This is a genomic window from Gracilibacillus ureilyticus (assembly GCF_900111195.1).
GTDB classification, from domain to species: Bacteria; Bacillota; Bacilli; order Bacillales; family Amphibacillaceae; genus Gracilibacillus; species Gracilibacillus ureilyticus.
Genome location: NZ_FOGL01000015.1, coordinates 101,665 through 123,847, shown reverse-complemented (window position 1 = coordinate 123,847; position 22,183 = coordinate 101,665). Strand labels below are relative to the sequence as shown.

Genomic DNA, 22,183 nt, shown 5'->3' with positions numbered 1-22,183 from the left:
TAAAATTTTTACCCATGAGTTTCGGAAGCGTCCTGAACTACTTCGCTCTCCAAAAATTTTTACTCATGAGTTTCGGAGGCGCCACAAAAAAGGCTCTTTTAAATCTGAGTCTCCTCTTTAATTTCATATTCGCTTTTCAAAAATCCGAAATATTGTACCCCCACCAATAATAGAAAGAACAGCAATGATGACGATGTTCAGATAGGAAAACTCAATTGCCCACATCCCGTATTCCTCTGGGTTAATGCGAAAAAGTGACCACCATTCGCCTTCCATGCCTGCCATAACCGAAATTATCACCCATGAGGTAAATAACAGGATTGCCCAGATAAATTTAATAATATTGTCTATCGTTTTTCGCTTCATCTTATCACTCCATATTCCCTCACAAACAACCAAGTCTCTCCTCCGCATTACTCACGATCAATAATTTCTATAAACCGATTCACTTCCTGGCTCATCTCCTTGTAACGGGTCCAGTGAAGGTAATGATGCCCTTCCAGGATATCAATTTTACTCGCAGGAGCATCGGTTAACTGTGTTTCTAAAAAAGTCACATTGTTTTTGCCATCATCCGTTGCCTTTTCTTCTTTTGTTGTTAAAAATAAAACTGGCATCCCCGACGGAAAGATCATATCAACTGTTTTGTTTATATTATCTTTTATTTGATTGGCTTCTGAAACCACATTTTTATTATAAACTTTCCATGCAGAAATCGCCTTCGTTATTTTTAAGTTTTCTTCAGAATATGTCCCATCATCGGCGATTGGTAAAAAGCTATCAGGGGTAATATATGTTGCTAACCTCGCCATTTCAGTTGGTGCTAAATAACTCATATATCCTGGGATATCTGGTGCACTTTCGTTAAAATACTCCAATGCCTGAGGCAGCATTGGATCAATGCCAATCACAGCTTCCACTTCATTTGGATAAACATTCGCAAAATACATACTGTATATTCCGGAAATGGAATGTGGCATTAATATATATGGACCTGCAATGTCAGAAGCCTTTAAAGCCATCCTTATTTCTTCCACTATATTTTCAACTGTCCTTTCTTTCTTCGTCACATCGCTCCATCCATATCCAAACAACTCAACAACAACTACCCTATGTTTCTTTGCCAGTTCATTTACTAATGGAGCAAAATCCAGCACTGGGGCTGCCGTTCCCAGACCGCTCAGCAAAACGATAGTGTTATCACCGGTTCCTTTTGTAAAAAGATGCATGTTCTCGCCATCCGCTTCCACTAATTCCCCTGCCGGAGGGTACTTTCCCTGCTCGACTGCCGTCATTATATTGCTTAAAATAAACCAGACTGCAAATGCTCCCAATATTATGAACAATATATTTCTTAAAACTTTCCCAAGTTTGATTTTCTTTTTCATCTCCATCATCTTCTTCTGCCTTTACCTATCGTGACAATCAGCATAAGTCCCCAGATATAAAATATGAAAGTGGTGAAGATGGCAACATACAAAAAGGCCGAGATCGAGCCGGGGCCCCATACCTTAATAAAGTCCCATGTCATCCCTAATATTTTCGGAAATAGAAACATCAATGTGAAGAGTGCTGCTGCTAACAAAGAATGGATGATTAATAGAGTCAGCCTCATTCCATTGAATGTTCTGCACCGTTCTTTATTAATTATTTTCTGTAAAATTCTTAGCGACAAAAGAAGGAAAACAGCGCCAAGCGCACCGACAATTATGCATATAATGGATACAATCTGGTCAAGCTTCTGGTACTGATCAGTATGATCAATATCAACATCCTTTCCTTCCCATACGTCCATCACGCCCTGACCTATCGCCGTTGTATTAGTCGAATTCATATTCGATAATACTGCAATCCCCAACTCGATATCTGGCTTCATGATGATATAAGATGAAAATGTAGGGTTTTGTCCCGCGTGATATAAATATCGCTGATCGTCTTTTTCCATAACTGACCATCCAGCAGCATAGTATGTGTCCATATCGAAAGGTGCTACAGACTGATCAGCAACATGGGATTCCTCAAAAATCCGTGTATCTATCTCATTAATTCCCTTGCTACCAAGCTGAAGTCTCATCCATTCTGCTATATCATTTGAATTGCTGATAATATATCCAGCAGGTATATTCCCGCGATAAATTGGCGGTATGTACTTTTTCTCATTCATAAATCCAATTTTATAACCTGCTGCCATTTCAGCGGAATTTACTTGATGCAAACCAACAAAGGAATTACTCATACCAGCAGGTTCCAATATGTGCTCTTTAATATACTTATCATATGATTGCTTTGATACCTTTTCAATAATAAGTCCCAATACATCGTAATTGATGGTTGCATATTCAAATGTGCTTCCCGGCTTCCGATTTAGCGGCTGGTCAATCAGCGTTTTTACTGTCTTTTCCAGGGCACCCTCATCATTACTTTCAGGAATATGAACGATTGTGGCAGAAGGAATTCCACTCGTATGATGAAGTAATTGATCAATCGTAATTTTCTGAGGATCTTCCTTATATTTCAGTTCCAGCCACGGAAGGTATGTTCGTACATCATCCGTCCGTTTGATCAATCCTTCCTTTTCCAATTGCAAAATAGCCAGACCTGTAAATGCCTTTGTCGTTGATCCCAACTCAAATAATGTTTGAGAATTAACAGGCGTTTCTGTTTCCACATCAGCATAGCCGAATCCATTTTGATACATTGTCTCTCCGTTCTGCACAATCACGACAGAGATGCCAGGAATTTCGCTAAGCTCTCTTTGATCTTCAATCAGTTGTTCTATTTTTCGAATCTTCTCTTCATTTTCTGCATAAGCTGTTTCTGGCAATAAACCATTAAACAGCAGACTCAAAACAATAATTATAAATATTTTTACTGACAGTCTCATTACCGTGTCTCCCTTTAGATATTTATCTCAGCGCCATTGTCCAACGAAGAGCAATAGCTATTCTCAGCATACCAAAGGAAAATCCCCGGTAATATCGAAGAATCTTTCAATAATCTTACAATTTTGTCACCTAACAATCAGGTATGCTTTCCCCCATTATATCTGGTAGACTACCTCAAAATCCTCAAAAACTACCGGCATATCCTCGCTAAACTCATATCCCAGCTGACTTCCTTCTCCCTTGTAGAAACGAATATGGCCTTCCCGCCATGATTCCAAAGTGTCATCCTCTCCTTCACGCTTACAAATGTCATAAGTCATCTCCGAGAAAGGAAGAATCGTAACAGCAGTTGTCTCAATCACACAGTGCGGTACCCCATCCCAGTCTGTGACAATACTCAAATCTCCAACCTCAGGTAAATGCTCCCCTTCCAGCTGATAACTCCACAAACTGCTTGCAGTCGCCTTTTTTTGTCCGATCAGTACAAGATGCAATAATTCATTTGCCAATTTTTCATTTAATTCAAAATGGAAGACTTCTAAATACTCAGTTGATTCACTTCTACCTGTTTTCAGTAAAAAATCTTTCCAGAATAAGTCTATTTTTTTTTGTGGATATTTTTCATTATCCATTAATGTTTCCTCCTTATTGAACGAATTCCAATTACCTTTAATCAGTTACAAATAATCTTTGAGACAAAAGGTAAGCACAAGTTGCAGCTAATACAGTTATCAAAAAAGGCAAAATAGAAAACGGACCAAACACAACTACTTCTTGATTCACATTACTGCTAAATGAAGATAACTCTGGAGTATAAAAAGCCGTTAGAAGCCAACCTGATAAAATTTGAAATACAATATAAAATAAAACAAAACTTAATATAAATACAGTATATTTTTTCAACCTTCTCCCCCCTATCTACGTAAAAATTTAATAAAAGCTTAACCAATTCTCCCCGTTTGTTTCATATTACCATTAACTCCCATTCATATCATCTGTTAATTTTCCTAAAATTTACTCAAGCCCATAAAAAAAGAACAACACAGACCTTATCAGTCAGCGTTGCTCTTTTGAAAATATTATTTCGTATTTTCCAGCATTTCTTTTTCATAAACAGATGTTAAAAAATCATCAAGCATATCTTTTCGCTTATCAAGCATAAGTTGTTCTGATTTAATGCCCATCTCACGCAGTATTTCCATGTTTTGGACAAGGAACTCGTCACTTCCTACAATATAGAAAAGTCCATCCTTGTCTGCTGCAAGATTTTTCACTTGTTCATAGTAATCTTTCCGGTTATCGACAAACTGTGATGTGAACTTTTTATCAGCAGAAGTTTCAAAAATGTCCGCGAATAAGTAATTTTTTGATGAATCGATGTTCAGAGAATGAATCTGATTGACATTGTCAGCACTTTCGAAATAATCTAGTACAATCGGTCTGAACGTTGCAAGGCCAACACCTGAAGATAGCAGGTAAACATTCTTGTTTTCTCTTTTTAGCGGAACATTCGAATGTGTTTTAAAAATGGCCACTTCACTTCCGACTTCCAAATTTCTTAAAATTGTTTTAAACTCAGAGCATTTCTCTCGAATACGTGTCGTAATACCAATTGAATTTTCGTGCGGTAATGTGGAGATGGACATATGGCGGATCAGGCTGCGATTCGGTTTTTCACCGGCATTGAACCCTGCCAATGCAAAGTGAGTATGGGAGCCTTCTTCCCATGTAAAGCCTTCCGGACAATCAAGCATATATGTCTTTACCTCGGGCGTTTCTTCTATAATTTTATTTATTTTCGTCCAGTATATTTGCATATTATTTTCTCCTTAATCAATTATTTATATCGCTATTATTTAATATACAATAATTGATAATGATTCTCAAGTGAATGATTTCATGTTTTCATGCCTTTCACCAGAATTTTTTAATCCATTTCGAGGAATTATCCTTTATATATCCTATCTTCTCCTGATTTATAACCTGTCAGCTTCTTTTTCATATTTCATATAAACACGATAATTAATTCCCGCCTTCTTGCTGAATTTTTGTTTTACCCGCTTAAATTCCATAAACCCGAGTTTTTCATATAGTTTCACTGCATTTGTATTAGTATCGGCGACTTCTAAGATATAATAATCATATTCATGGAGGGTAAGCAAATACGACATGATAGCTGTTGCCACACCCTTTCCTCTAAACGCAGAAGATGTTGCAACAAACTCAATAGAGGCAAATTTGTCTCCAGTCTCCATAGGGGGCTTGTGGAATTTCACGTGTTAAAAAAATATTAGCAAGAGTCCCTTTGTAAAACCCCAGGTGCTTTTTTAAACAGAGTGAACCTTACCATCAGTACAAGCAGTGATGCCAGCTATTTCCCCATCTATTAAAGCACAATAGAAAACATCGAAATTAAACATATGCTGAAAAGCTCTGACCAATTTTGTTTTATCCTTCGAAAAGAAAATCAGATCCTTTCCGAAAGCATCGACAAATATCTCACTTATTTTCTTTTTTGAAATTTCCCCAAGATCTTTTGCAGGTTTTATTTCTATGTTCATCCTTAGCACCACCTCATCCAATCTATCCCTGTATTCCCCTAAGAATATGCCCATACTATATGTATTATTCAACCATTCTCGCTCCATAGATTGTAGATTATGTTAGTTTCTCAATCACTTTCGATTTAACCTTTTTTCTTCTAAGTAACTCGTCTATTCCCCAGAAAAACAATGCTGTTATCATAGCAGAAATGCTAGCCAGGTTAAGTTTTATGCCAATTAAAGAAAAGTCGATCCCCATTGGAAAGATAAATCCAAACAATATACCAAAACAAAGATGAATGAAGAACGCTGTTATTGTCCGCTTTCCACCTCTTAATCGTTTGGTTGCGAAGTCGGATAAAAAAGTAACCGGAACCCCGTACAATAGGATAAAAGGTGAAACCCACAGACCAAACGTTACCGTCATTATCACCAACTCAACAGGCTGTTTCCATTCTCCAAAGAAAACTCCAAAAATAATTAATAATGATAAAGGCGTTGCTAACAATGTGGTGATCAACTTTCTTCTAATCATCAATCTCCCCACCTTTGAAATATAGGTACTAAATTTTAAACGCTTTCTTTATCTTAACATAATTATCCAATATTGGAGTCCTAATTTTTCCATTGATTCATCTTTAAAAACCAATGGAAATGGATGAAGTTTATTTTGCAACAATACCAAATCGTCTTTTGGTTCTACTGCCAATAATTGATACTCATGTATCAACAGCTATGACAGTAGAATCTTATCAACTTAACATCTTAAGTGAAGATAGGGAACCAATAACTGAAGGTTAAAATAAGAGGTTGAGACAAACTAATAAGTCCGAGCAAAAACACGAACAATATAATATGTTATTGATTAAAGGAACGCACATACTAAGCGAAGTATTTTAATGGAGTGATAATAGAACCAGTCTATTACATGAACAAACAACCCGAACATCTCTATGATTGTTCAGGTTTTAGTGTAGGTAAAATAGTTATGTCTTAGACTCTTTACCCTGTCATTATACCTTTCTCTCTATTCTTTCAAAGGAACAGTAAACCAAAATGTATGGTAATGACCATTGGATGTGAGCCCTATTTTGCCGTTATGTCTTTCAATAATTTCCCTGGAAATGGCTAATCCCAGTCCATTTCCTCCTAACTGACGACTTCTGGAATGATCGATGCGATGTAATCTGTTAAATACTTTCTCCTGTTCTTGCTGAGGAATATACTGACCCTCTCCACTGATAGATACTTTGTATTCATTATCAACACTTTCCCCTTGAATAATAATTGGATTCTTCCCTTTATAATATCTTATGGCATTATCCATCAGGTTACTAATCACCTGTGAAATCCCATTGATATTGACTTCCACTTCCTGATTATCTGTTTGGATTTCTAATCCAATATCTTTCTCATTTAATAACCAGCGAAACATTTCTACAGATTGCTCCACTAAAACGGCTATATTTATGTATTCTTTTTCAAATACAGCATGTTTTGATTCAACATCCCATTGTTTTAACTGTTCCATTTGTTCAACCAGTTTAGTCACTCGCTTTGATTCATTTAACAACGATTGATAAAGTTTCGGGTCGCCTTCGATCACACCGCTCTTCAATGCACCAAGATAACCATTAAGATTAGATAAAGGCGTTCGGAATTCATGAGATAAATCAGATACCATCCTCTGTCGCTGTTGTTCATTTATTTTTAACTGTTCCACTAATTGATTAAAAATAGCTATGAATTCTCCCAGTTCATCTTTTCTGTGAATTGGAATTGGTTCCGGATAAAGTCCCTCTTTAATTTTTTCTGTTGATTGAGTTAAGTCTCTCAACGGCCTGATCAGTTTTCTAGTTAAATAAAAATGAAGGATGCTTCCGATCACAACAGCTATTAAACTGAAAAGCAATAAATAGTCAAACAATGTTGCTCTGAACTGATCCTGTTGCAGACCTTCTGCGGCTATATCATTCACTAAATAACAGGCCGTTTGATAGATTGCCAAACCAGACACTAAGATAAACCCGGTAACAATGGTTGTATTTACTATGGTTAATCTAAAAATCAACTTTTTCGGCAGCCAGTCACTATTTTTACTGAACAAATTTGTACCCCATTCCTCTTACAGTCTGAATACGTGTGGGCGAAGCAGGATGATCTTCAATCTTTTCTCTAAGTTTTTTAATATGTGCGTCAATGGTCCGGTCTAATATCGTACGATCAGCATGCGGATAAAGCTGCTCAATTAACTGTTCTCTTGATAATACGATATCTGGATTCTCCATAAGAAAGTATAATAGATTGAACTCATATTTCGTTAAGTGAATTTGTTTATCGTAAAGAAGCACTTCACCTTTCCTTGGTTTGATACAGAGTCCATTATAAGATATCTTCTGACAAAATTGCCCCGTCCTCCTTAGGACAGCCTCCACATGAGCAACGAGTTCCTCTGCATCAAATGGTTTAGTTAAATAGCCGTCAGCTCCTAGTTTCAAGCCCTTTATTTTGTCTTCTGTCCGTACCTTAGCGGACAACATAATTATAGAAACTTCATTCCTCTCTTGTTCCCTTACCCATTTGCAGAATTCCTCTCCGCTTAATACAGGCAGCATTAAATCAAGAATAATTAAACAAGGATGATAGGTCAGGAAAGCACCTTTAGCCGCTTCGCCATTCTCCGCCTCTTTCACTTCATAACCTGCTCTTGTTAAATATATGGAAATAAGTTCCCGGATCATTTTATCATCTTCCACGATGAGTATGGTTTGCTTCATTACATCACCTAATTTTCAATTATTGCATCTTTTCAAATTCTGCTACCATCATTTCATAATTTAATGCACCAAAGGCCTGATATTGAATAACACCATTTGAATCAATCATATAGGAAGTTGGAATCGGCCGTATTTGATAGGTTGTTGCTACTTCAATTTTTTCATCCAATAAAATAGGAAAAGTTAAACGAAACTCCTCTGTAAAATCATGAACATCTTGCATGGAGGCCTCTGTTTCAGTCAAATTAACAGCCAGGATAACCACATCCTTCTCCTGATGAAACTTTTCCATATCCGGCATCTCAGCCCGGCACGGTGGACACCATGTTGCCCAGAAATTCAGCATAACCTTTTGACCTCTATAGTCTGATAGTTTTGCGGTTTCTCCACTCAATGTCTGCAGTTCAAAATCCGGTGCTAAGTTTCCTACTTCTAATCCTACCGTAACTTCAGGAGAATTACTCTGATCAGTGACCGTATCGCTCTCCTGATCCTCTATTGTTTCCTCATTGTTTAATGTGGATTGATTCCTGTCCCCACTTTTCACCAGATCAAATACAGCATAGCCAAACATAGCTAACAATACAACAGTAATGATTATTTTTTTCATAATAAGAAATCCCCCTATCAACCTAAATTAGCAAACCAGCTGCCCTGTACTAGTTTTAACAATAAATTAGATATTTTCGCCAATTGTCCTGTAAACAGAAGTACCCCCATAACAACCATGATTCCACCGCCAAATTTCATAATTTTTTGGCTGTAGCGAACGAGCCATCTCGTTGAACCAATAAAGAAAGTCAATAGTAAAAATGGGATAGCAAAACCAATCACATACATGAAGGTATAAACAGCCCCTTGCGCTGGGTTAGTCCCTGCAATAATAAGAATGGATGCAAATATAGGACCAATACACGGTGTCCAACCTGCTGCGAATCCCATTCCAACAAAAATAGTTCCTAAATATCCTACAGGTTTTTTGTTAAAATGAAACCTCTTCTCTTTCATTAAACCTTTCCACTGAATCCAGCCAGCAACAAACAAACCCATGATGATAACAAAAATACCGGCAATGCGTTGTAAAAAGATTCCCGATTTTCCTGATAACAGATCCTGAACCCATTCTCCTAGAATAGAAACACCTACTCCTAATCCTAAAAAAACCATAGATACACCAATTAAAAAGAGACCGGCATGAATCAGTAATTTACTGCGGACCTTAATTTTCTGGGAGCCCTGGATTTCTTTCACAGTCATACCAGTTATATAGGATAAATAAGCTGGGAAAATCGGCAATGTACAAGGTGAAAGAAAAGATAGAATTCCAGCACCTAAAGCTAACCATATTGTTATATCAGCAGCCGCACTCATTGTTTCACCTTCTTTCTGATCATAATGAAAATAATAGTACCAATAAAAATCAGAGCATAGAACAAGAAGCTGATTAAAAATTGAAAAATATAAGTATGAGAAAAATCTGACAAAATCAATTGCCCCAAACTCCATAACACTATCCCTGAGAAAACAAGCTTTTCTTTAGAATATTTGTCTTGCAGCAGTGTATACATGATGATTAATAGAACGTGCAGTCCCAAGTACTGCCAGGAAAATCCCGCTGTTCCAATTATCATTTGAATAAAAACGTATGTAATCGATGCTGTAAAAAATACAATGATCCACGCGTACAGGAAATCGACCATGTCGTTATAGCTTCTGGCTATCTTAATTTTTCCATAAATGATGGACAAAACGACAGCAATATAAAATGCGTTGGAGTCGCTTGGATAAGCTAATATAGACAATGGGTCCTGGATAAACGCGGATAAATTCAAGAGAATCTTACCAATCCATAACGAAAAAACAAATACAATCAATAAATTGCCCAATTCATCCATCCGTTTTTTTGTGTTTTGCTTACAATCGGGAGAAATAAGCCAAAAGAAAAGTAGACCTATAATTAAACTCCCAATCAGAATGACTATTTCGCTTTTAATAACGAAAGATCCAATTAACCAGGCTGACGGCATCTATTCTACCCCCTTCTCTTTTAGGATAATAAAGTAATGTGAAAGTTTTATGAAAATAAGTAAAAAAACGATAAAGGTAATCGATCTACCTCTACCGTTTCATCATACATTTCTATCGATTTTTATATGCTTCGATCAATACAGGAAATTAACCTTTTTTCAATATCTGCTGCAAATTCTTTCAGTGACTCGTCCTGAACCAATTCGATTAAAGCAGTTGGTTTTGGCAAGCCAATCTTGACATTGCTTCCATCTTGATAGACAACTATTTTACAAGGCAAAAAGTATCCTGCCAATTGGTTTTGGGAAAGAACCTGCTGTGCTTCTTTTGGATTACAAACTTCAAGCACTAAATATGGCTGATTAAAATCTAATCCTTTTTCCTGCAATTTAGCCTTAATATCAAACTGCCATAATACTCCAAATTGTTCTTTCATTAAGCTTTCTTCCAATGCCTTTACTGCATCTTCCATTGATTTTTCTGTCTCCACTGTATAATGAAACATATTCATTCTCCTCTCATCCATGAACCGCACAACGATTTGGTCCGGTTTCCATTTCTTTTTGTTTATCATCCTCAGGTGTTATTTTCCCCATATTTGTTTCCCTAATCTCTTGATAAGCATTTGGTTGTGGCGGGAGATTTTCTGTCACCATTTTTCTAAAGACTTCTTCATCTTCTACTTGCAGCCCTTCGTTTTGCTGATAAAGGTCACCAAGTCGCGCTGACACACTTCCACCTTTACCAAGTTCTTCTGCAAATGAGTAGTGTGCTGGCAGGACAATTAAATCTTCGGATAATTCTTTGTATCTTTTATAAAGACTGTCACGGAGGTCACTGACCCAATCTTCCGCTTTACCAGCTAAATCCGGACGGCCAATGGATTTAACAAATAAAATGTCCCCAGTTAAAAGGTATTGATCATCAATAATTAAGGATGTACTTCCGATGGTATGTCCCGGGGAATAAATTGGCTGTACTTTCACCTTTGTGTTTCCCACCACTATGTCATTTCCTTCTTCTAATGCTGCATAATCAAAGGTCACTTCTGCTGCATCTTTTGGTGGCAAGTGATAGGTTCCTCCCACTTTTCCCGCTAAATCACGTCCACCGGAAATGTGGTCAGCATGCAGGTGCGTATCTATCAAATGTTTAATCTGTATCCCTTTTTCTTTGGCGAAAGATTCGTAAATATCAATCATCCGGTTTGTGTCAATAATTGCTGCTTCTCCATCGGATTCCACCAGGTAGGATAAGCAACCTTTACCCAAGCGAACAAACTGATACAGACTTCCGCCGTCTTTTAGATCGCCAATTTTCACTGGCTCTAAATGTTCACTCCATGCCTTCATGCCACCTTCCAGATTCAGGACATTCGTAAATCCACCCTCCTCTTCCAATAATTCGGCAACCATTTGTGAGGAACCGCCTTTCGCACAAACGACAATCACTTCCTGATCTTTACCTAGCTTTCCAGAAACAGGTTCAATACCATCAAGTAAATTAAAGTATGGTTCATTAATAACTTCTACATTTCCACCTTCGATTTTCCAGTTATCAAATTCATCCGTATTTCTGACATCCAAAATCAGTGTTTTTTCATGATTCACGACTCTTTTCGCTAAATCCTTTGTAGTGATCGATGTTGTCATCCTTTGCCTCCTTTAGATATTTTGATGGTCATTAAAATGTAAGGGAGATATCAGCATCTTTCGCATATTCAATAAATGTTGCTGCTCCACCAACTTCAATTCCTTCTACAAAAGCATCTTTTTCCAGGCTCATCACATCCATTGTCATTTGGCAAGCAATTAATTTAACATCCATTTCCTGAGCTATCTCTACTAGTTCTTCAATCGATGGTACGTTTGCTTTTGTGAATCCTTCCTGAAAATGTTCTTTTCCTTCTGGAAGCGGCAGGTTTTTATGTGCTTCCTTGTGGATTAAATTCAATCCTTCAAATGTAAAAAATATTCCGACCTCTGCATCTGATGCGGCTGCAGCACTCGCAATGTTGAACACCTTATATGCGTCAAACAGACCACCATTCGCTGCAATAATTGCTACTTTTGTATTTACCATTTCCTATTCCTCCTAATATTATTGATTGCCTTCTGTTTGCCCTTCCCAGCTTGACATGCCTGGTACTACGTTTTTCACATGCTTAAAACCTTTTTCTGAAAGCTTTTGTGCAGCTAAATCACTTCTGCTGCCTGTTCTGCAAATCACGTGTATCTCCTCATCTTTATTAAGTTCTTCAAAGCGTTCTTCCAGTTCGCCCAAAGGTATGTTCACTGCTCCTGGTATATGTCCAAATGCATATTCTGCTGACTCACGAACATCAAGTACTGAAATAGATTCTTCCCCATCGACTTTGTTTCTCAGTTCATCCAGATTGAGCACGTCTTCGTATTTTGTTTCAGCTTTTTCTTCTATGTCACTTGCTTTTCGCAAATAGTGTTTCAATACATCTCCATCTTCTATTGTGCCAAGATACTGGTTCCCAGTACTCTCTGCCCATGCTTTCATATCCGCTGTTGACCCTTTATCTGTTGCCTGTACCTCAATAACCTGACCTGCTTCTAAATTGGTAATAGCCTTTTTTGTCTTAACAATTGGCATCGGACAAGCCAATCCTTTAGCATCTAACACTTCATTTGCAGTAATGCTCATAAATTGTACCTCCTGTTTTCTTTCCAGTTCGACTTACTCTCATGATAATTTTCCCTATTCTGTTCAATTTATTAACCTCTATAGCACATATACCACTAAGGGTATTATTGAAACCAAAATTTTTCGTATGTAAAAAGGTTAAATAAATAACCTTTTCGTGTATTACTTTAAATCTTTTGAGCCTAACAACTTATTATCTGTTTTAAAAAATATCCATCCAAATCTTAATCGCAGTTCCAGCTATCAGTATTGCTAAAATTACTTGCAATGCCTTCGCATTTACTTTCTTACCGACATTTGCACCTAGTGGTGATGCAATTAAACTGGCGATAATCATGATGACAGCCGGGAAGTATTCCACCTGTCCTGTTGAAATTTTCCCTACTGTGGCTCCGATTGAGGAAATAAATGTGATGGCCAATGAGGAAGCGATCGTCATTCTAGTAGGGATTTTTAAAATAACCAGCATAATTGGCACTAATAAAAACGCTCCAGCCGCACCAACAATCCCTGCTCCAATTCCGACAATTAACGCAAATATTGCTGCCAACCATTTATTGAATGTTACTTGATCTAACGGGATATCATCAATTCCCTTTTTTGGTACAAACATCATCACTGCGGCTATTAATGCGAGAATACCGTAAGTTAAATTGATCCCACTTTCTGATAATAATTTCGATCCAAATCCACCAATGAAACTACCAATTAAAATACTAATACCCATATACAGAATCAGTGTTTTATTTAAATACCCGCCTTTTCGATAGGCCCATACACCACCAATCGTCGCAAACAGCACCTGTACAGCACTAATCCCCGATACCTCATGTGCGGTAAATGCGGCAACACCGAATAATGGCGGGATATATAATAGCATTGGATATTTAATAATCGAACCACCTATACCTAACATTCCAGAAATAAAGGATCCAATGAAGCCGATTAAAAATACAGTAATAATAAAAGGAATGTCCATCTTATTCTACCTCCTTAAGTAAAGGGAACCATCCATATGGTTCCCTGCTTATTAACCTTTCTTAATCCAGAATTTTAATACATCATTTTCTTCGGTATCTTTTAATAACTCATGACCGCCAGATTTCGCCCATGCTGTTAAGTCACTCTTTGCACCTTTATCTGTTGCATGTACTTCTAAAATTTGACCTGTTTCCAATTCGTTGATCGCTTTTTTTGTTTTTACAATTGGCATCGGACAAGCTAATCCTTTTGCATCTAATATTTTATTTACATCCATTTTCTATTCCTCCTAAAAATAATACCTCTTGAATTTTTGTTTAGCGGACCGCACAACGGTTTGGTCCAATTTCCATTTCTCTTTGTTTTTCTTCTTCAGGCGTGATTTTACCCATATTGGTTTCCCGAATTTCCTGATAAGCATTTGGCTGTGGTGGTAAATTCTCTGTTACCAGCTTTCTAAATTCCACTTCATCGTCAATGTTTAATCCATGGTTGTTGATAAAAAGTGTACCCAGTTTTTCTGAAACACTTCCATCCTCATTCAATTCATCGATTATCATAAAGTGTGCAGGCAACACGACTAATTCCTCAGATAATTCTCTGTATCGTGAATAAAGACTCTCTCTTAAATCGCCAACCCAGTCTTCTGCCATTCCAGCCAGGTCAGGCCGTCCGATTGAATCGATAAATAAAATGTCCCCTGACATTAGGAATTTTTCATCTACTATAAAGGAAGTAGAACCAATGGTATGCCCCGGTGAGTATAATGCATGAATATCGATGAAAGTCTTCCCTATTGTTACAACATTTCCACCTTCCAATGCTGCATACTCAAAAGTTACTTCCTCAGCATCTTTCGGCGGCAGCCAGTACATGGCACCTGTTTGCTCAGCAATTTTTCTTCCGCCAGAAATGTGATCTGCGTGTAAGTGTGTATCAAATACGTTAGTAATTTTTACACCTTTATTTGCCGCAAAGTCTGTGAAAATATCTGTCATACGTGTCGCATCAATAACAGCAGCTTCCCCATTAGAAAGAACCATATATGAAAGACAGCCTTTCCCGATTCGAACGAACTGATAAACTTCTCCGCCGCCCTTAAGGTCTCCCACTTTAACTGGCTCTAAATGTTCACTCCATGCTTTCATTCCACCTCGCAGATAAGAAACTGTTAACCCTTCTTCAGAGAGCATTTCAGCTACCATGACCGATGAACCTTCTTTCGCACATACAACTAAAATTTCTTTATCAGAAGGCAGCTTTTCGATGATTTCTTCTACCCCATCTAACAGTTCAAAATAAGGAATATTCAAATATTCAAAGTTTTCCCCTTCAATCTTCCAATCAGCAAATGCATCCTCATTACGAACATCCAAAATAAATAATGCTTCTTTCTGAAAGACCTTTTTCGTCACTTCATGCGCACTCATCATCTTTACAGTCATTTCAAATTACCCCCCGCAGTATAATATTTGATACAAGTATTCTGGCACATTCACTTACTTCCTGTGATTGTTTCGTTGTCTTAATTTTCTAGCTTTGTCGTGTCGCCAGACCAATTGCTCATACCTGGTAATACATTAAATACATCTTTGAAGCCATTGCCTGCTAACTTCTGTGCTGCTAAATCACTTCTGCTCCCTGTACGACAAACGACATAGATTTGATCCTCTTTGTTTAGCTCACTTAAACGATCTTCCAACTCTCCTAAAGGGATTGAAATAGCATTAGGAATATGGTTAAATGCATATTCTGCTGACTCTCTTACATCGAGAACGACAATATTTTCATTTAATTTGGATTCTAATTCTTCGTTTGTAGCCGTTAGTGGATGTTTCTTTTCCACTGTGTCCTCATCATTCAAAGCTTTTCTTAAATAATGTTTAAGAACATCACCTTCTATTACTGTTCCTAAATACTGATGCCCTGAACTTTTGGCCCATGCTTCCATATCCGCTTTGGATCCTTTATCTGTTGCCTGTACTTCAATGACTTGTCCTGCATCTAAATCTTTGATCGCTTTTTTCGTTTTCACAATCGGCATCGGACAAGCTAACCCTTTCGCATCCAGCAACACATTCGCTTTTACATTTTCCATAAGATAACCTCCTAATACCTACAAGGGTATATTTATGATTATAAAAATTACTCCGTTTCTCCTTGCCAAGCAAGCATTCCGCCAGTCATATTGATTACTTTAAAACCTTGATTTTTCAAAAACTCAGCTGCCTGAGCGCTCCTGCCACCTGAACGGCAAATCATCACATATTCCTTTGATTTATTTAATTCATGCATTCTGAATTCCAGTAAACCTAGTGGAATATTTACTGCACCGGGAATTTTCCCTTCTGCCACTTCAGCTGCTTCACGGACATCCACCATGTTTAATTCTTTGTTTTCTTCCAGTAAACTTTGTAGTTCTATAGTAGAAATTTCTTTCATCCTTTTCCTCTCCCCTCATCATATAAAATCTCATTTATCTCCAGGCATTCATTCCGCCCTTTACATTGGTTACTTTTGCAAATCCTAATTTCCTGAGTGTTTTTGATGCTTTTTGACTTCTCATTCCACTTTGACAGATGACAACTACCTCTTTATCAATCGAAAGTTCATGTTTTGCTTTTTGGCCTAGTGTATGAAGCGGAATATTTTTAAATCCGCTAATATTGTTTCCTTTAAATTCTGCAGGTGTTCGAACATCGACAAACTGCTTATTTTTGTCTTTTAACACGGCTTTAAGTTCTGTTGCAGAGATATTATCAACACCCTTTACAGGCATGAATCTTTTCACAATGAAGAACAAAGCGAACGCATAAATAACATAAATGAAATATTCCATTTTTTCTTCCTCCCGCAAATAATGAATTAGATAAATAAGTTCACATTTCCATCTTCAGCGTCACCTAAATATGCTGCAACACCTGCATATTCAATATTATCTAACAGTTCTTCTTTTTGAAGCCCTAATAAATCCATTGTCATCGTACATGCGACTAGTTTTACATCCTGTTCTTTTGCCATCTCAACTAAATCTGGTAATGGCATCGCATTATGCTTTTTCATTACACTTTTAATCATTTTCGGTCCTAACCCGGCAAAGTTCATTTTTGATAAGCCCATTTTATCTGAGCCTCTTGGCATCATCTTGCCAAACATCTTTTCCATAAACCCTTTTTTCACTTGAATATTCTCATCTTTCCTTAAAGCATTTAAGCCCCAGAAAGTGTGAAAGATCGTTACCTCATGATCATAGGCAGCTGCACCATTCGCAATAATATAAGCTGCCATCGCCTTGTCGTAATCCCCGCTGAATAAAACGATCGTTGTTTTCTTGTTTTCTGTCATGTTCATCCTCCTTTTAGTCCTAATCCCAATTACCCCATAGGGTATTAATTAATTGAAATAAAAAGTGGGTTTCCACACTGTTATAACGCAAGTTTTTTCTCACAAGGTCCATAATATACCCTAATAGGTATTTTGTCAACACTAAAAATTTGAAGCCCCCATTGATAGACATTGATAGAGGGGACTTGTTTTTATTCCTCTTTACGAAAATATGTTACGGTTTGATTGTTACTACCATATTACGATTGTTTGTGCACAAGCCTGTAATATCTTTCGTAAAATTGGAATCTGTTGCCTAAACAATGTTTCCATTTGTGCAAGCATCGTATCAGCGAGGTTCTATTGTCTTAATTAGAATGAAAGACCGTTGAATATGTTTTCCAGCCACCGTCTAAATTTTTGGCTTGATAACCATTTGCAGTTAAAATTCTAGTTGCTAGATAACCACGCAATCCAACCTGACAGGTTACATAAATCGTTTGGTCTTTAGGTATTTCATCTAAACGATCCCGAATTTCTCCTAAAGGTATGTTGATAGATCCTGCGATAAATCCTGCTTCCCTTTCAACAGGTTCACGGACATCAATCAGTATACCGCCATCTGCAATAATTTGATCTATTTCATGCCATTGTACGGTTTCTATACCGTCATCAATCATATTCGATGCAACGTAGCCTGCCATATTAACAGGATCCTTTGCTGAGGAAAATGGCGGTGCATAAGAAAGCTCAATTTCTGTTAAATCATGTACTGTCAATTTACCTTTAATCGCGGTTGCTATTACATCCATACGCTTGTCCACACCATCAACACCTACCGCCTGCGCACCGTAGATTTCACCAGATTTCCCGTCAAATATCAGTTTTAATGCAATTGGAGATGCACCAGGATAATAACCAGCATGGGAAGCAGGGTGCACGTGAGCGACTTGATATGCCATTCCTTTTTGACTTAGTACCTTTTCGTTATTCCCTGTTGTTGCAACTGTTAGATCAAAAACTTTTGCAATACCTGTGCCTAATGTGCCTTTATACACTTGATTCTTGCCATACACATTATTCGCAACAATTCTTCCTTGGCGGTTTGCAGGTCCTGCTAATGGAATCATGGCAGGCTGGCCATTAATATAATCGGTTACCTCAATCGCATCTCCTAAAGCGAAGATTGCCGGATCGTTTGTTTGTAAATATTCATTAACCTTTATCCCACCACGTTCACCAATGTCCAAACCAGCATCTGCTGCTAATGAATTCTCAGGCTTTACACCGATTGACAGCATCGTCATATCAGTTGTCAGTTCTTTTCCACTGTTCAAGACTATTTTCATGCCGTTATCTTCAAATGCTTTTACTCCGTCTTCCAGGATCAAATGTACGCCTTTTTCTTTTAAGTGACGATGAACAATAGCTGCCATTTCCACATCTAATGGGGCCATTACTTGTTTTGCCATCTCCACAAGCGTTACATGAATACCGCGATCTACTAAATTTTCAGCCATTTCCAAACCAATAAATCCTCCCCCAATAACTACAGCTTTTTTTGGCTTAGTTTCATCCACATATGTTTTAATCTTGTCAGTATCAGGAATATTTCTTAGTGTAAAAATATTATCTGCTTCGTTGATTCCTGCAATTGGCGGAAAAATTGGTTTCGCACCAGGTGATAGAATCAGTGCATCATAGCTTTCCTCGTATGTTTCACCAGTTTGTAAGTTTTTCACTTCTACTGTTTTATTTTCACGATCAATTTTTCTTACTTCAGTTAAGTTGCGGATGTCCAGATTGAATTTTCTACTCATACCTTCTACCGTTTGAACAAATAATTTGTTACGGTCTTTAATCGTTTCCCCAATATAGTATGGAAGCCCGCAATTCGCAAATGAGACATGCTCTCCTCTTTCAAACAATACAATGTGTGATTTCTCATCTAATCTTCTCAGTCTTGCTGCAGCAGTCGCACCACCAGCAACACCGCCGACAATTATAATTTTTTTCATGATTAAAAACCTCCAAAGTTTTTATCGTTGTACTCCTGTTTTTAACATCCTTACATATACCTACACGGGTATAAGATGGATTAAAATAAAAAGTGGTTGGTATACCACTTGTTCATAAAGCAACTATATACCCAATAGGGTATTTTGTCAATTTATTTTTTCTATCAATCTTTTATTCTCTCATCTTATTTTCCGAAACGTCACTATCAATACACTCACCCCGTAAACTAATAGCACTCCTACCGTCCATTGAATGAAAAAGGCAATATCAGGTGCTGTCACTTTCATAGTGTACCATGGGGCATGGAATATTTTTGTTAAAACTGGTATGAGAATAAATGCCATAATAAATGAAAAGAGACCTGTTCCTCCCCATAACTTAGTCCGCACCACTTTTTTCCTGATTAATAGAAAAAGGCTCCATAATACCAATAAGGAAAGGACTACACTTGTTCCCAATGTGATCCATTGCATCGAATAATTAGAATCCGGAAGCTGAGGGACTCCTTCCCCTTCAAGAATTTGCTTAATGCCTTCCCGCATATACGTTGTGTGTAAAACTTCTGATATATTATGTTTATTGGTTAATAGCACAAATCCAAAGTCATCCTGTTCATCTACAAGCAGCTGCGCTAATGAAGTTGGGGTGGATCCACTGTGGAAATAATAAGGATCATTCTTTTTCGTTGAAATAAACCAGCCCAGTCCATAGAAAGCATCTTCCCCACGTTCCACCTGTGGAGCTGCATACTCCTCAAACATTTCTTCCGAAAGAACGCCATCTCCTTCATTAAGTAAGAAAGCTACAAAATTAGCCAGGTCCTGGGCACTTGACGCCATATAACCATAAGGTGCGCCGCTGTTATCATAAATAACCTCACTCTTTACAGGCTTTCCAAACCATGACTGATATCCGTTTTGATAGCCTAATTCAACTGCCTTTTCATATGTAGACACCGTACGTTCCATGTTCAATTCTTGGAAAACCTCCGCTTCCATATAGTCTGGAAATGATTGACCTGAAACGGATGCGATGATATATCCAAGCAACAGATAATTCGTCGCACTATATTCATAGGTTTCTCCCGGTGAAGATATTAGCGAAAAATCATCTATCTTTTCTAATACCTTCTGAATGGCATTCTCTCCCCGGACATTTTGATCGGCAACCTCCAATCCGGCATAGCCAGAAAATCCGCTTGTATGTGATAACAGCTGGCGAACTGTAATATCTTCTAAATGAGAACGTTCTGAAATAAATTCCGGGATATACATCTTAATAGGTACATCTAACTCTATCTGCCCATTCTCAACCATCCTCATAATCCCAAGACTTGTAAGTGGTTTGCTTAATGACCCTAATAAAAATAAAGACTGATCAGTCACTTCGGTGTCATCACTTTGCTTCCCCCAGCTGTCTTGAAAAATGACTTTACCTTCTTTCACTACAGCTAACGAAGCTCCGGGAATATTATATTTTTCCAAAGCATCTTCCATATATTTTTCGATCTGATCCACTTCTGAATCTGCAGCAGAGACTGATATTGGCATCACAAGCAGCATTACAAAAGAGATTATTATCATCCATCTTCTCATCTTATTTCCTCCTCTCTTAATTGGTCACCCAACCAATTTATAGTTAAAAAAATTTATTTCTTGATATATGTACTAATCAGCTCTGACAGAATTTCATATGCTAGGTCTATATCAAATTCTTCATCGACGATTTTCTGTAATGCCAGGCCATCAAAACAGGCCAATAGAATTCCCGCCAATTCCGTATTCCCTGATTTTCCTGGAGCCAATTCATTTAATGGCCATTCGATGCTCTCTCTCCCTTTTTTCAAAAAAGCGGACACATTCTCCTGAAAAACTTTATCCTTTATCCCATGAGCATAACTTTCATACCGTAATCGATACCAGTCAGGATTCTCTATCGCGCGATTTTTAATCTCTTCCATCACTTCTTTTAAAGAAGTCGAATCTTTATCTGCATCAATATATTGTGCATGGTATTCCTTTTGCGCTTTTTCCTGTACAGCAAAAAATAACTCCTCTTTACTATTAAAATAATAGTGAACAAGCCCTGGTGTTATATCCGCATATTCTGCGATTTCTTTTATGGAAGCATCCTTGTAACCTTTTCTCGCAAATACCTTGTATGCAGCATCAATTAACAGTTGGCGTTTATCCTGCTTATGCAATTTATTCACCTCACTTTTTGGTCATCCAACCAAATCATAAATTTTTCCAGCATATTTGTCAATATTCAATTTTCACTCTTTCATCAACTATATGTCGAATGCTTGGTTTACACTTGCTTCTTTGTATGAGATACTTATGATACAGCAAAAAATCAGTCTGAAATTAAGGAGATGACCCAATGTTCGTTATTGTACGAGACGTTAATGGGGAAACAGAAACCTTAAAAGACTCAAACAGCGATTTGAATAAAACTTTTTCTGATTTCTCTGCTGCAGATTTGCTTGCAAAGAAATTAAATTCGCATTTAAGACAAGGGCCAATATGGAACGTTATATGGATAGAGTAAAGAAAGCAGGCAGCCGCCTGCTTTCTTTTTAGCATCATAAAATTCAATTCCCCTTTACTTGAACTATTCACGCCCAATCGTTTCATTCAACTTTTCGCGATGTTTATCTTTCCATGTTGCCGCGTCCTTCACTAATTCTTCGCAAAATGAGGCTACGTCCTCGCCTGTAAGGTCAGTGACTTTCTTTCCAGACACTGCTCCTTCCTCAAACATATCTATAATGCCGTTAAAAATACGGTTTATGTCATCCCAGTTAGTGAGACCGCCAGTAGTCCACATATATTTTTGGATAGCTTTATAGGCATTATAATATTCCACGGGAAGCCCCTTTGCCCGCTTCTCCATCGCCTTCCATTCCCGCTTGTCATTCAGATCACCAATAATCTTTTCCATAATACTCATG

At 37.6% G+C, this 22,183-nt stretch carries 30 protein-coding genes; 1 reads left to right on the top strand and 29 read right to left on the bottom strand.

What is annotated here, in order from left to right:
* Positions 1 to 123 precede the first annotated feature (123 nt).
* From BMW36_RS14600 to BMW36_RS14465, 28 genes are all read right to left on the bottom strand, one after another.
* Complete coding sequence (locus BMW36_RS14600; protein WP_089742400.1) at positions 124 to 366, bottom strand: hypothetical protein; 243 nt, start codon at positions 364 to 366, stop codon at positions 124 to 126.
* A gap of 47 nt (positions 367 to 413) precedes the next feature.
* Positions 414 to 1,388 (bottom strand): alpha/beta fold hydrolase, encoded by a 975-nt coding sequence (locus BMW36_RS14595; RefSeq protein ID WP_089742414.1) that lies wholly within the window; start codon positions 1,386 to 1,388, stop codon positions 414 to 416.
* A gap of 5 nt (positions 1,389 to 1,393) precedes the next feature.
* Entirely contained in the window at positions 1,394 to 2,884 is a 1,491-nt protein-coding gene (locus BMW36_RS14590; RefSeq protein ID WP_089742398.1) for a serine hydrolase domain-containing protein, read from the bottom strand.
* Positions 2,885 to 3,040: 156 nt separating this feature from the next.
* Positions 3,041 to 3,517 (bottom strand): ASCH domain-containing protein, encoded by a 477-nt coding sequence (locus BMW36_RS14585; protein ID WP_089742396.1) that lies wholly within the window; start codon positions 3,515 to 3,517, stop codon positions 3,041 to 3,043.
* Between the two features lie 37 nt (positions 3,518 to 3,554).
* On the bottom strand, positions 3,555 to 3,788 hold the full coding sequence (locus BMW36_RS14580; RefSeq protein WP_089742394.1) for a hypothetical protein: 234 nt from the start codon (positions 3,786 to 3,788) through the stop codon (positions 3,555 to 3,557).
* Positions 3,789 to 3,964: 176 nt separating this feature from the next.
* Positions 3,965 to 4,702, bottom strand: a complete 738-nt coding sequence (locus BMW36_RS14575) for a ferredoxin reductase domain-containing protein (RefSeq protein ID WP_089742392.1) — start codon at positions 4,700 to 4,702, stop codon at positions 3,965 to 3,967.
* A 159-nt stretch (positions 4,703 to 4,861) separates the two neighbouring features.
* Positions 4,862 to 5,140 carry a GNAT family N-acetyltransferase gene (locus tag BMW36_RS14570; RefSeq protein ID WP_139180327.1) on the bottom strand — a complete coding sequence of 93 codons (279 nt, stop codon included), beginning with the start codon at positions 5,138 to 5,140 and terminating at the stop codon, positions 4,862 to 4,864.
* 72 nt (positions 5,141 to 5,212) lie between these two features.
* A complete protein-coding gene (locus BMW36_RS14565; protein WP_139180326.1) occupies positions 5,213 to 5,518 on the bottom strand; it encodes a hypothetical protein in 306 nt (101 codons plus the stop codon).
* A 25-nt stretch (positions 5,519 to 5,543) separates the two neighbouring features.
* Positions 5,544 to 5,963 carry a hypothetical protein gene (locus tag BMW36_RS14560; RefSeq protein ID WP_089742387.1) on the bottom strand — a complete coding sequence of 140 codons (420 nt, stop codon included), beginning with the start codon at positions 5,961 to 5,963 and terminating at the stop codon, positions 5,544 to 5,546.
* A 492-nt stretch (positions 5,964 to 6,455) separates the two neighbouring features.
* The gene (locus BMW36_RS14555; protein WP_089742385.1) at positions 6,456 to 7,535 is read right to left on the bottom strand and encodes a sensor histidine kinase; all 1,080 of its coding nucleotides are present in this window, start codon (positions 7,533 to 7,535) and stop codon (positions 6,456 to 6,458) included.
* Positions 7,525 to 8,205, bottom strand: a complete 681-nt coding sequence (locus tag BMW36_RS14550) for a response regulator transcription factor (protein WP_089742383.1) — start codon at positions 8,203 to 8,205, stop codon at positions 7,525 to 7,527. The genes BMW36_RS14555 and BMW36_RS14550 overlap by 11 nt, the downstream gene beginning before the upstream one ends.
* Before the next feature lie 19 nt (positions 8,206 to 8,224).
* Positions 8,225 to 8,815, bottom strand: a complete 591-nt coding sequence (locus BMW36_RS14545; protein WP_089742381.1) for a peroxiredoxin family protein — start codon at positions 8,813 to 8,815, stop codon at positions 8,225 to 8,227.
* A gap of 17 nt (positions 8,816 to 8,832) precedes the next feature.
* Positions 8,833 to 9,576, bottom strand: coding sequence for a cytochrome c biogenesis CcdA family protein (locus tag BMW36_RS14540; RefSeq protein WP_089742379.1), 744 nt, complete (start codon positions 9,574 to 9,576; stop codon positions 8,833 to 8,835).
* Positions 9,573 to 10,232, bottom strand: a complete 660-nt coding sequence (locus BMW36_RS20425; RefSeq protein ID WP_175480479.1) for a hypothetical protein — start codon at positions 10,230 to 10,232, stop codon at positions 9,573 to 9,575. The genes BMW36_RS14540 and BMW36_RS20425 overlap by 4 nt, the downstream gene beginning before the upstream one ends.
* Before the next feature lie 122 nt (positions 10,233 to 10,354).
* Positions 10,355 to 10,738: a DUF302 domain-containing protein gene (locus BMW36_RS14530; protein ID WP_089742377.1), complete on the bottom strand. Its 384-nt coding sequence runs from the start codon at positions 10,736 to 10,738 to the stop codon at positions 10,355 to 10,357.
* Positions 10,739 to 10,751: 13 nt separating this feature from the next.
* Positions 10,752 to 11,885 (bottom strand): MBL fold metallo-hydrolase, encoded by a 1,134-nt coding sequence (locus BMW36_RS14525; RefSeq protein WP_089742375.1) that lies wholly within the window; start codon positions 11,883 to 11,885, stop codon positions 10,752 to 10,754.
* Between the two features lie 31 nt (positions 11,886 to 11,916).
* Positions 11,917 to 12,315: a DsrE/DsrF/DrsH-like family protein gene (locus tag BMW36_RS14520; RefSeq protein WP_089742373.1), complete on the bottom strand. Its 399-nt coding sequence runs from the start codon at positions 12,313 to 12,315 to the stop codon at positions 11,917 to 11,919.
* Between the two features lie 18 nt (positions 12,316 to 12,333).
* A complete protein-coding gene (locus BMW36_RS14515; protein ID WP_089742371.1) occupies positions 12,334 to 12,906 on the bottom strand; it encodes a sulfurtransferase TusA family protein in 573 nt (190 codons plus the stop codon).
* Between the two features lie 202 nt (positions 12,907 to 13,108).
* Positions 13,109 to 13,885 (bottom strand): sulfite exporter TauE/SafE family protein, encoded by a 777-nt coding sequence (locus tag BMW36_RS14510; protein ID WP_089742369.1) that lies wholly within the window; start codon positions 13,883 to 13,885, stop codon positions 13,109 to 13,111.
* A 51-nt stretch (positions 13,886 to 13,936) separates the two neighbouring features.
* Positions 13,937 to 14,164, bottom strand: a complete 228-nt coding sequence (locus BMW36_RS14505; RefSeq protein ID WP_089742367.1) for a sulfurtransferase TusA family protein — start codon at positions 14,162 to 14,164, stop codon at positions 13,937 to 13,939.
* Positions 14,165 to 14,204: 40 nt separating this feature from the next.
* Positions 14,205 to 15,332 (bottom strand): MBL fold metallo-hydrolase, encoded by a 1,128-nt coding sequence (locus BMW36_RS14500; protein WP_089742364.1) that lies wholly within the window; start codon positions 15,330 to 15,332, stop codon positions 14,205 to 14,207.
* An 80-nt stretch (positions 15,333 to 15,412) separates the two neighbouring features.
* A complete protein-coding gene (locus tag BMW36_RS14495; protein ID WP_089742363.1) occupies positions 15,413 to 15,985 on the bottom strand; it encodes a sulfurtransferase TusA family protein in 573 nt (190 codons plus the stop codon).
* A 47-nt stretch (positions 15,986 to 16,032) separates the two neighbouring features.
* Positions 16,033 to 16,329, bottom strand: a complete 297-nt coding sequence (locus tag BMW36_RS14490) for a rhodanese-like domain-containing protein (RefSeq protein WP_089742361.1) — start codon at positions 16,327 to 16,329, stop codon at positions 16,033 to 16,035.
* Positions 16,330 to 16,363: 34 nt separating this feature from the next.
* The gene (locus BMW36_RS14485) at positions 16,364 to 16,726 is read right to left on the bottom strand and encodes a rhodanese-like domain-containing protein (protein WP_089742359.1); all 363 of its coding nucleotides are present in this window, start codon (positions 16,724 to 16,726) and stop codon (positions 16,364 to 16,366) included.
* 26 nt (positions 16,727 to 16,752) lie between these two features.
* Positions 16,753 to 17,232 (bottom strand): DsrE/DsrF/DrsH-like family protein, encoded by a 480-nt coding sequence (locus BMW36_RS14480; protein WP_089742357.1) that lies wholly within the window; start codon positions 17,230 to 17,232, stop codon positions 16,753 to 16,755.
* Positions 17,233 to 17,579: 347 nt separating this feature from the next.
* The gene (locus BMW36_RS14475) at positions 17,580 to 19,229 is read right to left on the bottom strand and encodes a CoA-disulfide reductase (protein WP_089742355.1); all 1,650 of its coding nucleotides are present in this window, start codon (positions 19,227 to 19,229) and stop codon (positions 17,580 to 17,582) included.
* A gap of 180 nt (positions 19,230 to 19,409) precedes the next feature.
* On the bottom strand, positions 19,410 to 20,825 hold the full coding sequence (locus BMW36_RS14470) for a serine hydrolase domain-containing protein (protein ID WP_089742353.1): 1,416 nt from the start codon (positions 20,823 to 20,825) through the stop codon (positions 19,410 to 19,412).
* A gap of 53 nt (positions 20,826 to 20,878) precedes the next feature.
* Positions 20,879 to 21,433, bottom strand: a complete 555-nt coding sequence (locus BMW36_RS14465; protein WP_089742351.1) for a TetR/AcrR family transcriptional regulator — start codon at positions 21,431 to 21,433, stop codon at positions 20,879 to 20,881.
* A 179-nt stretch (positions 21,434 to 21,612) separates the two neighbouring features.
* On the opposite strand from BMW36_RS14465, the gene BMW36_RS20420 reads away from it, so the two are divergent.
* Positions 21,613 to 21,780: a hypothetical protein gene (locus tag BMW36_RS20420; protein ID WP_175480478.1), complete on the top strand. Its 168-nt coding sequence runs from the start codon at positions 21,613 to 21,615 to the stop codon at positions 21,778 to 21,780.
* A 63-nt stretch (positions 21,781 to 21,843) separates the two neighbouring features.
* Here BMW36_RS20420 and BMW36_RS14460 read toward each other — a convergent pair whose 3' ends face one another.
* Positions 21,844 to 22,182, bottom strand: coding sequence for a DUF1048 domain-containing protein (locus BMW36_RS14460; protein ID WP_089742350.1), 339 nt, complete (start codon positions 22,180 to 22,182; stop codon positions 21,844 to 21,846).
* Between the last annotated feature and the right edge of the window lies 1 nt (position 22,183).

Coding starts and splice junctions, on each gene's coding strand:
- BMW36_RS20425 (WP_175480479.1), bottom strand. CDS start 10,232: ATGCCGTCAGCCTGGTTAATTGGATCTTTCGTTATTAAAAGCGAAATA.
- BMW36_RS14495 (WP_089742363.1), bottom strand. CDS start 15,985: ATGGAAAATGTAAAAGCGAATGTGTTGCTGGATGCGAAAGGGTTAGCT.
- BMW36_RS14460 (WP_089742350.1), bottom strand. CDS start 22,182: ATGAGTATTATGGAAAAGATTATTGGTGATCTGAATGACAAGCGGGAA.
- BMW36_RS14520 (WP_089742373.1), bottom strand. CDS start 12,315: ATGGTAAATACAAAAGTAGCAATTATTGCAGCGAATGGTGGTCTGTTT.
- BMW36_RS14490 (WP_089742361.1), bottom strand. CDS start 16,329: ATGAAAGAAATTTCTACTATAGAACTACAAAGTTTACTGGAAGAAAAC.
- BMW36_RS14560 (WP_089742387.1), bottom strand. CDS start 5,963: ATGATTAGAAGAAAGTTGATCACCACATTGTTAGCAACGCCTTTATCA.
- BMW36_RS14585 (WP_089742396.1), bottom strand. CDS start 3,517: ATGGATAATGAAAAATATCCACAAAAAAAAATAGACTTATTCTGGAAA.
- BMW36_RS14545 (WP_089742381.1), bottom strand. CDS start 8,815: ATGAAAAAAATAATCATTACTGTTGTATTGTTAGCTATGTTTGGCTAT.
- BMW36_RS14475 (WP_089742355.1), bottom strand. CDS start 19,229: ATGAAAAAAATTATAATTGTCGGCGGTGTTGCTGGTGGTGCGACTGCT.
- BMW36_RS14480 (WP_089742357.1), bottom strand. CDS start 17,232: ATGACAGAAAACAAGAAAACAACGATCGTTTTATTCAGCGGGGATTAC.
- BMW36_RS14540 (WP_089742379.1), bottom strand. CDS start 9,576: ATGAGTGCGGCTGCTGATATAACAATATGGTTAGCTTTAGGTGCTGGA.
- BMW36_RS14550 (WP_089742383.1), bottom strand. CDS start 8,205: ATGAAGCAAACCATACTCATCGTGGAAGATGATAAAATGATCCGGGAA.
- BMW36_RS20420 (WP_175480478.1), top strand. CDS start 21,613: ATGTTCGTTATTGTACGAGACGTTAATGGGGAAACAGAAACCTTAAAA.
- BMW36_RS14510 (WP_089742369.1), bottom strand. CDS start 13,885: ATGGACATTCCTTTTATTATTACTGTATTTTTAATCGGCTTCATTGGA.
- BMW36_RS14505 (WP_089742367.1), bottom strand. CDS start 14,164: ATGGATGTAAATAAAATATTAGATGCAAAAGGATTAGCTTGTCCGATG.
- BMW36_RS14575 (WP_089742392.1), bottom strand. CDS start 4,702: ATGCAAATATACTGGACGAAAATAAATAAAATTATAGAAGAAACGCCC.
- BMW36_RS14485 (WP_089742359.1), bottom strand. CDS start 16,726: ATGGAATATTTCATTTATGTTATTTATGCGTTCGCTTTGTTCTTCATT.
- BMW36_RS14570 (WP_139180327.1), bottom strand. CDS start 5,140: ATGGAGACTGGAGACAAATTTGCCTCTATTGAGTTTGTTGCAACATCT.
- BMW36_RS14600 (WP_089742400.1), bottom strand. CDS start 366: ATGAAGCGAAAAACGATAGACAATATTATTAAATTTATCTGGGCAATC.
- BMW36_RS14525 (WP_089742375.1), bottom strand. CDS start 11,885: ATGACAACATCGATCACTACAAAGGATTTAGCGAAAAGAGTCGTGAAT.
- BMW36_RS14500 (WP_089742364.1), bottom strand. CDS start 15,332: ATGACTGTAAAGATGATGAGTGCGCATGAAGTGACGAAAAAGGTCTTT.
- BMW36_RS14470 (WP_089742353.1), bottom strand. CDS start 20,825: ATGAGAAGATGGATGATAATAATCTCTTTTGTAATGCTGCTTGTGATG.
- BMW36_RS14515 (WP_089742371.1), bottom strand. CDS start 12,906: ATGAGCATTACTGCAAATGAAGTGTTAGATGCTAAAGGATTGGCTTGT.
- BMW36_RS14530 (WP_089742377.1), bottom strand. CDS start 10,738: ATGTTTCATTATACAGTGGAGACAGAAAAATCAATGGAAGATGCAGTA.
- BMW36_RS14595 (WP_089742414.1), bottom strand. CDS start 1,388: ATGAAAAAGAAAATCAAACTTGGGAAAGTTTTAAGAAATATATTGTTC.
- BMW36_RS14590 (WP_089742398.1), bottom strand. CDS start 2,884: ATGAGACTGTCAGTAAAAATATTTATAATTATTGTTTTGAGTCTGCTG.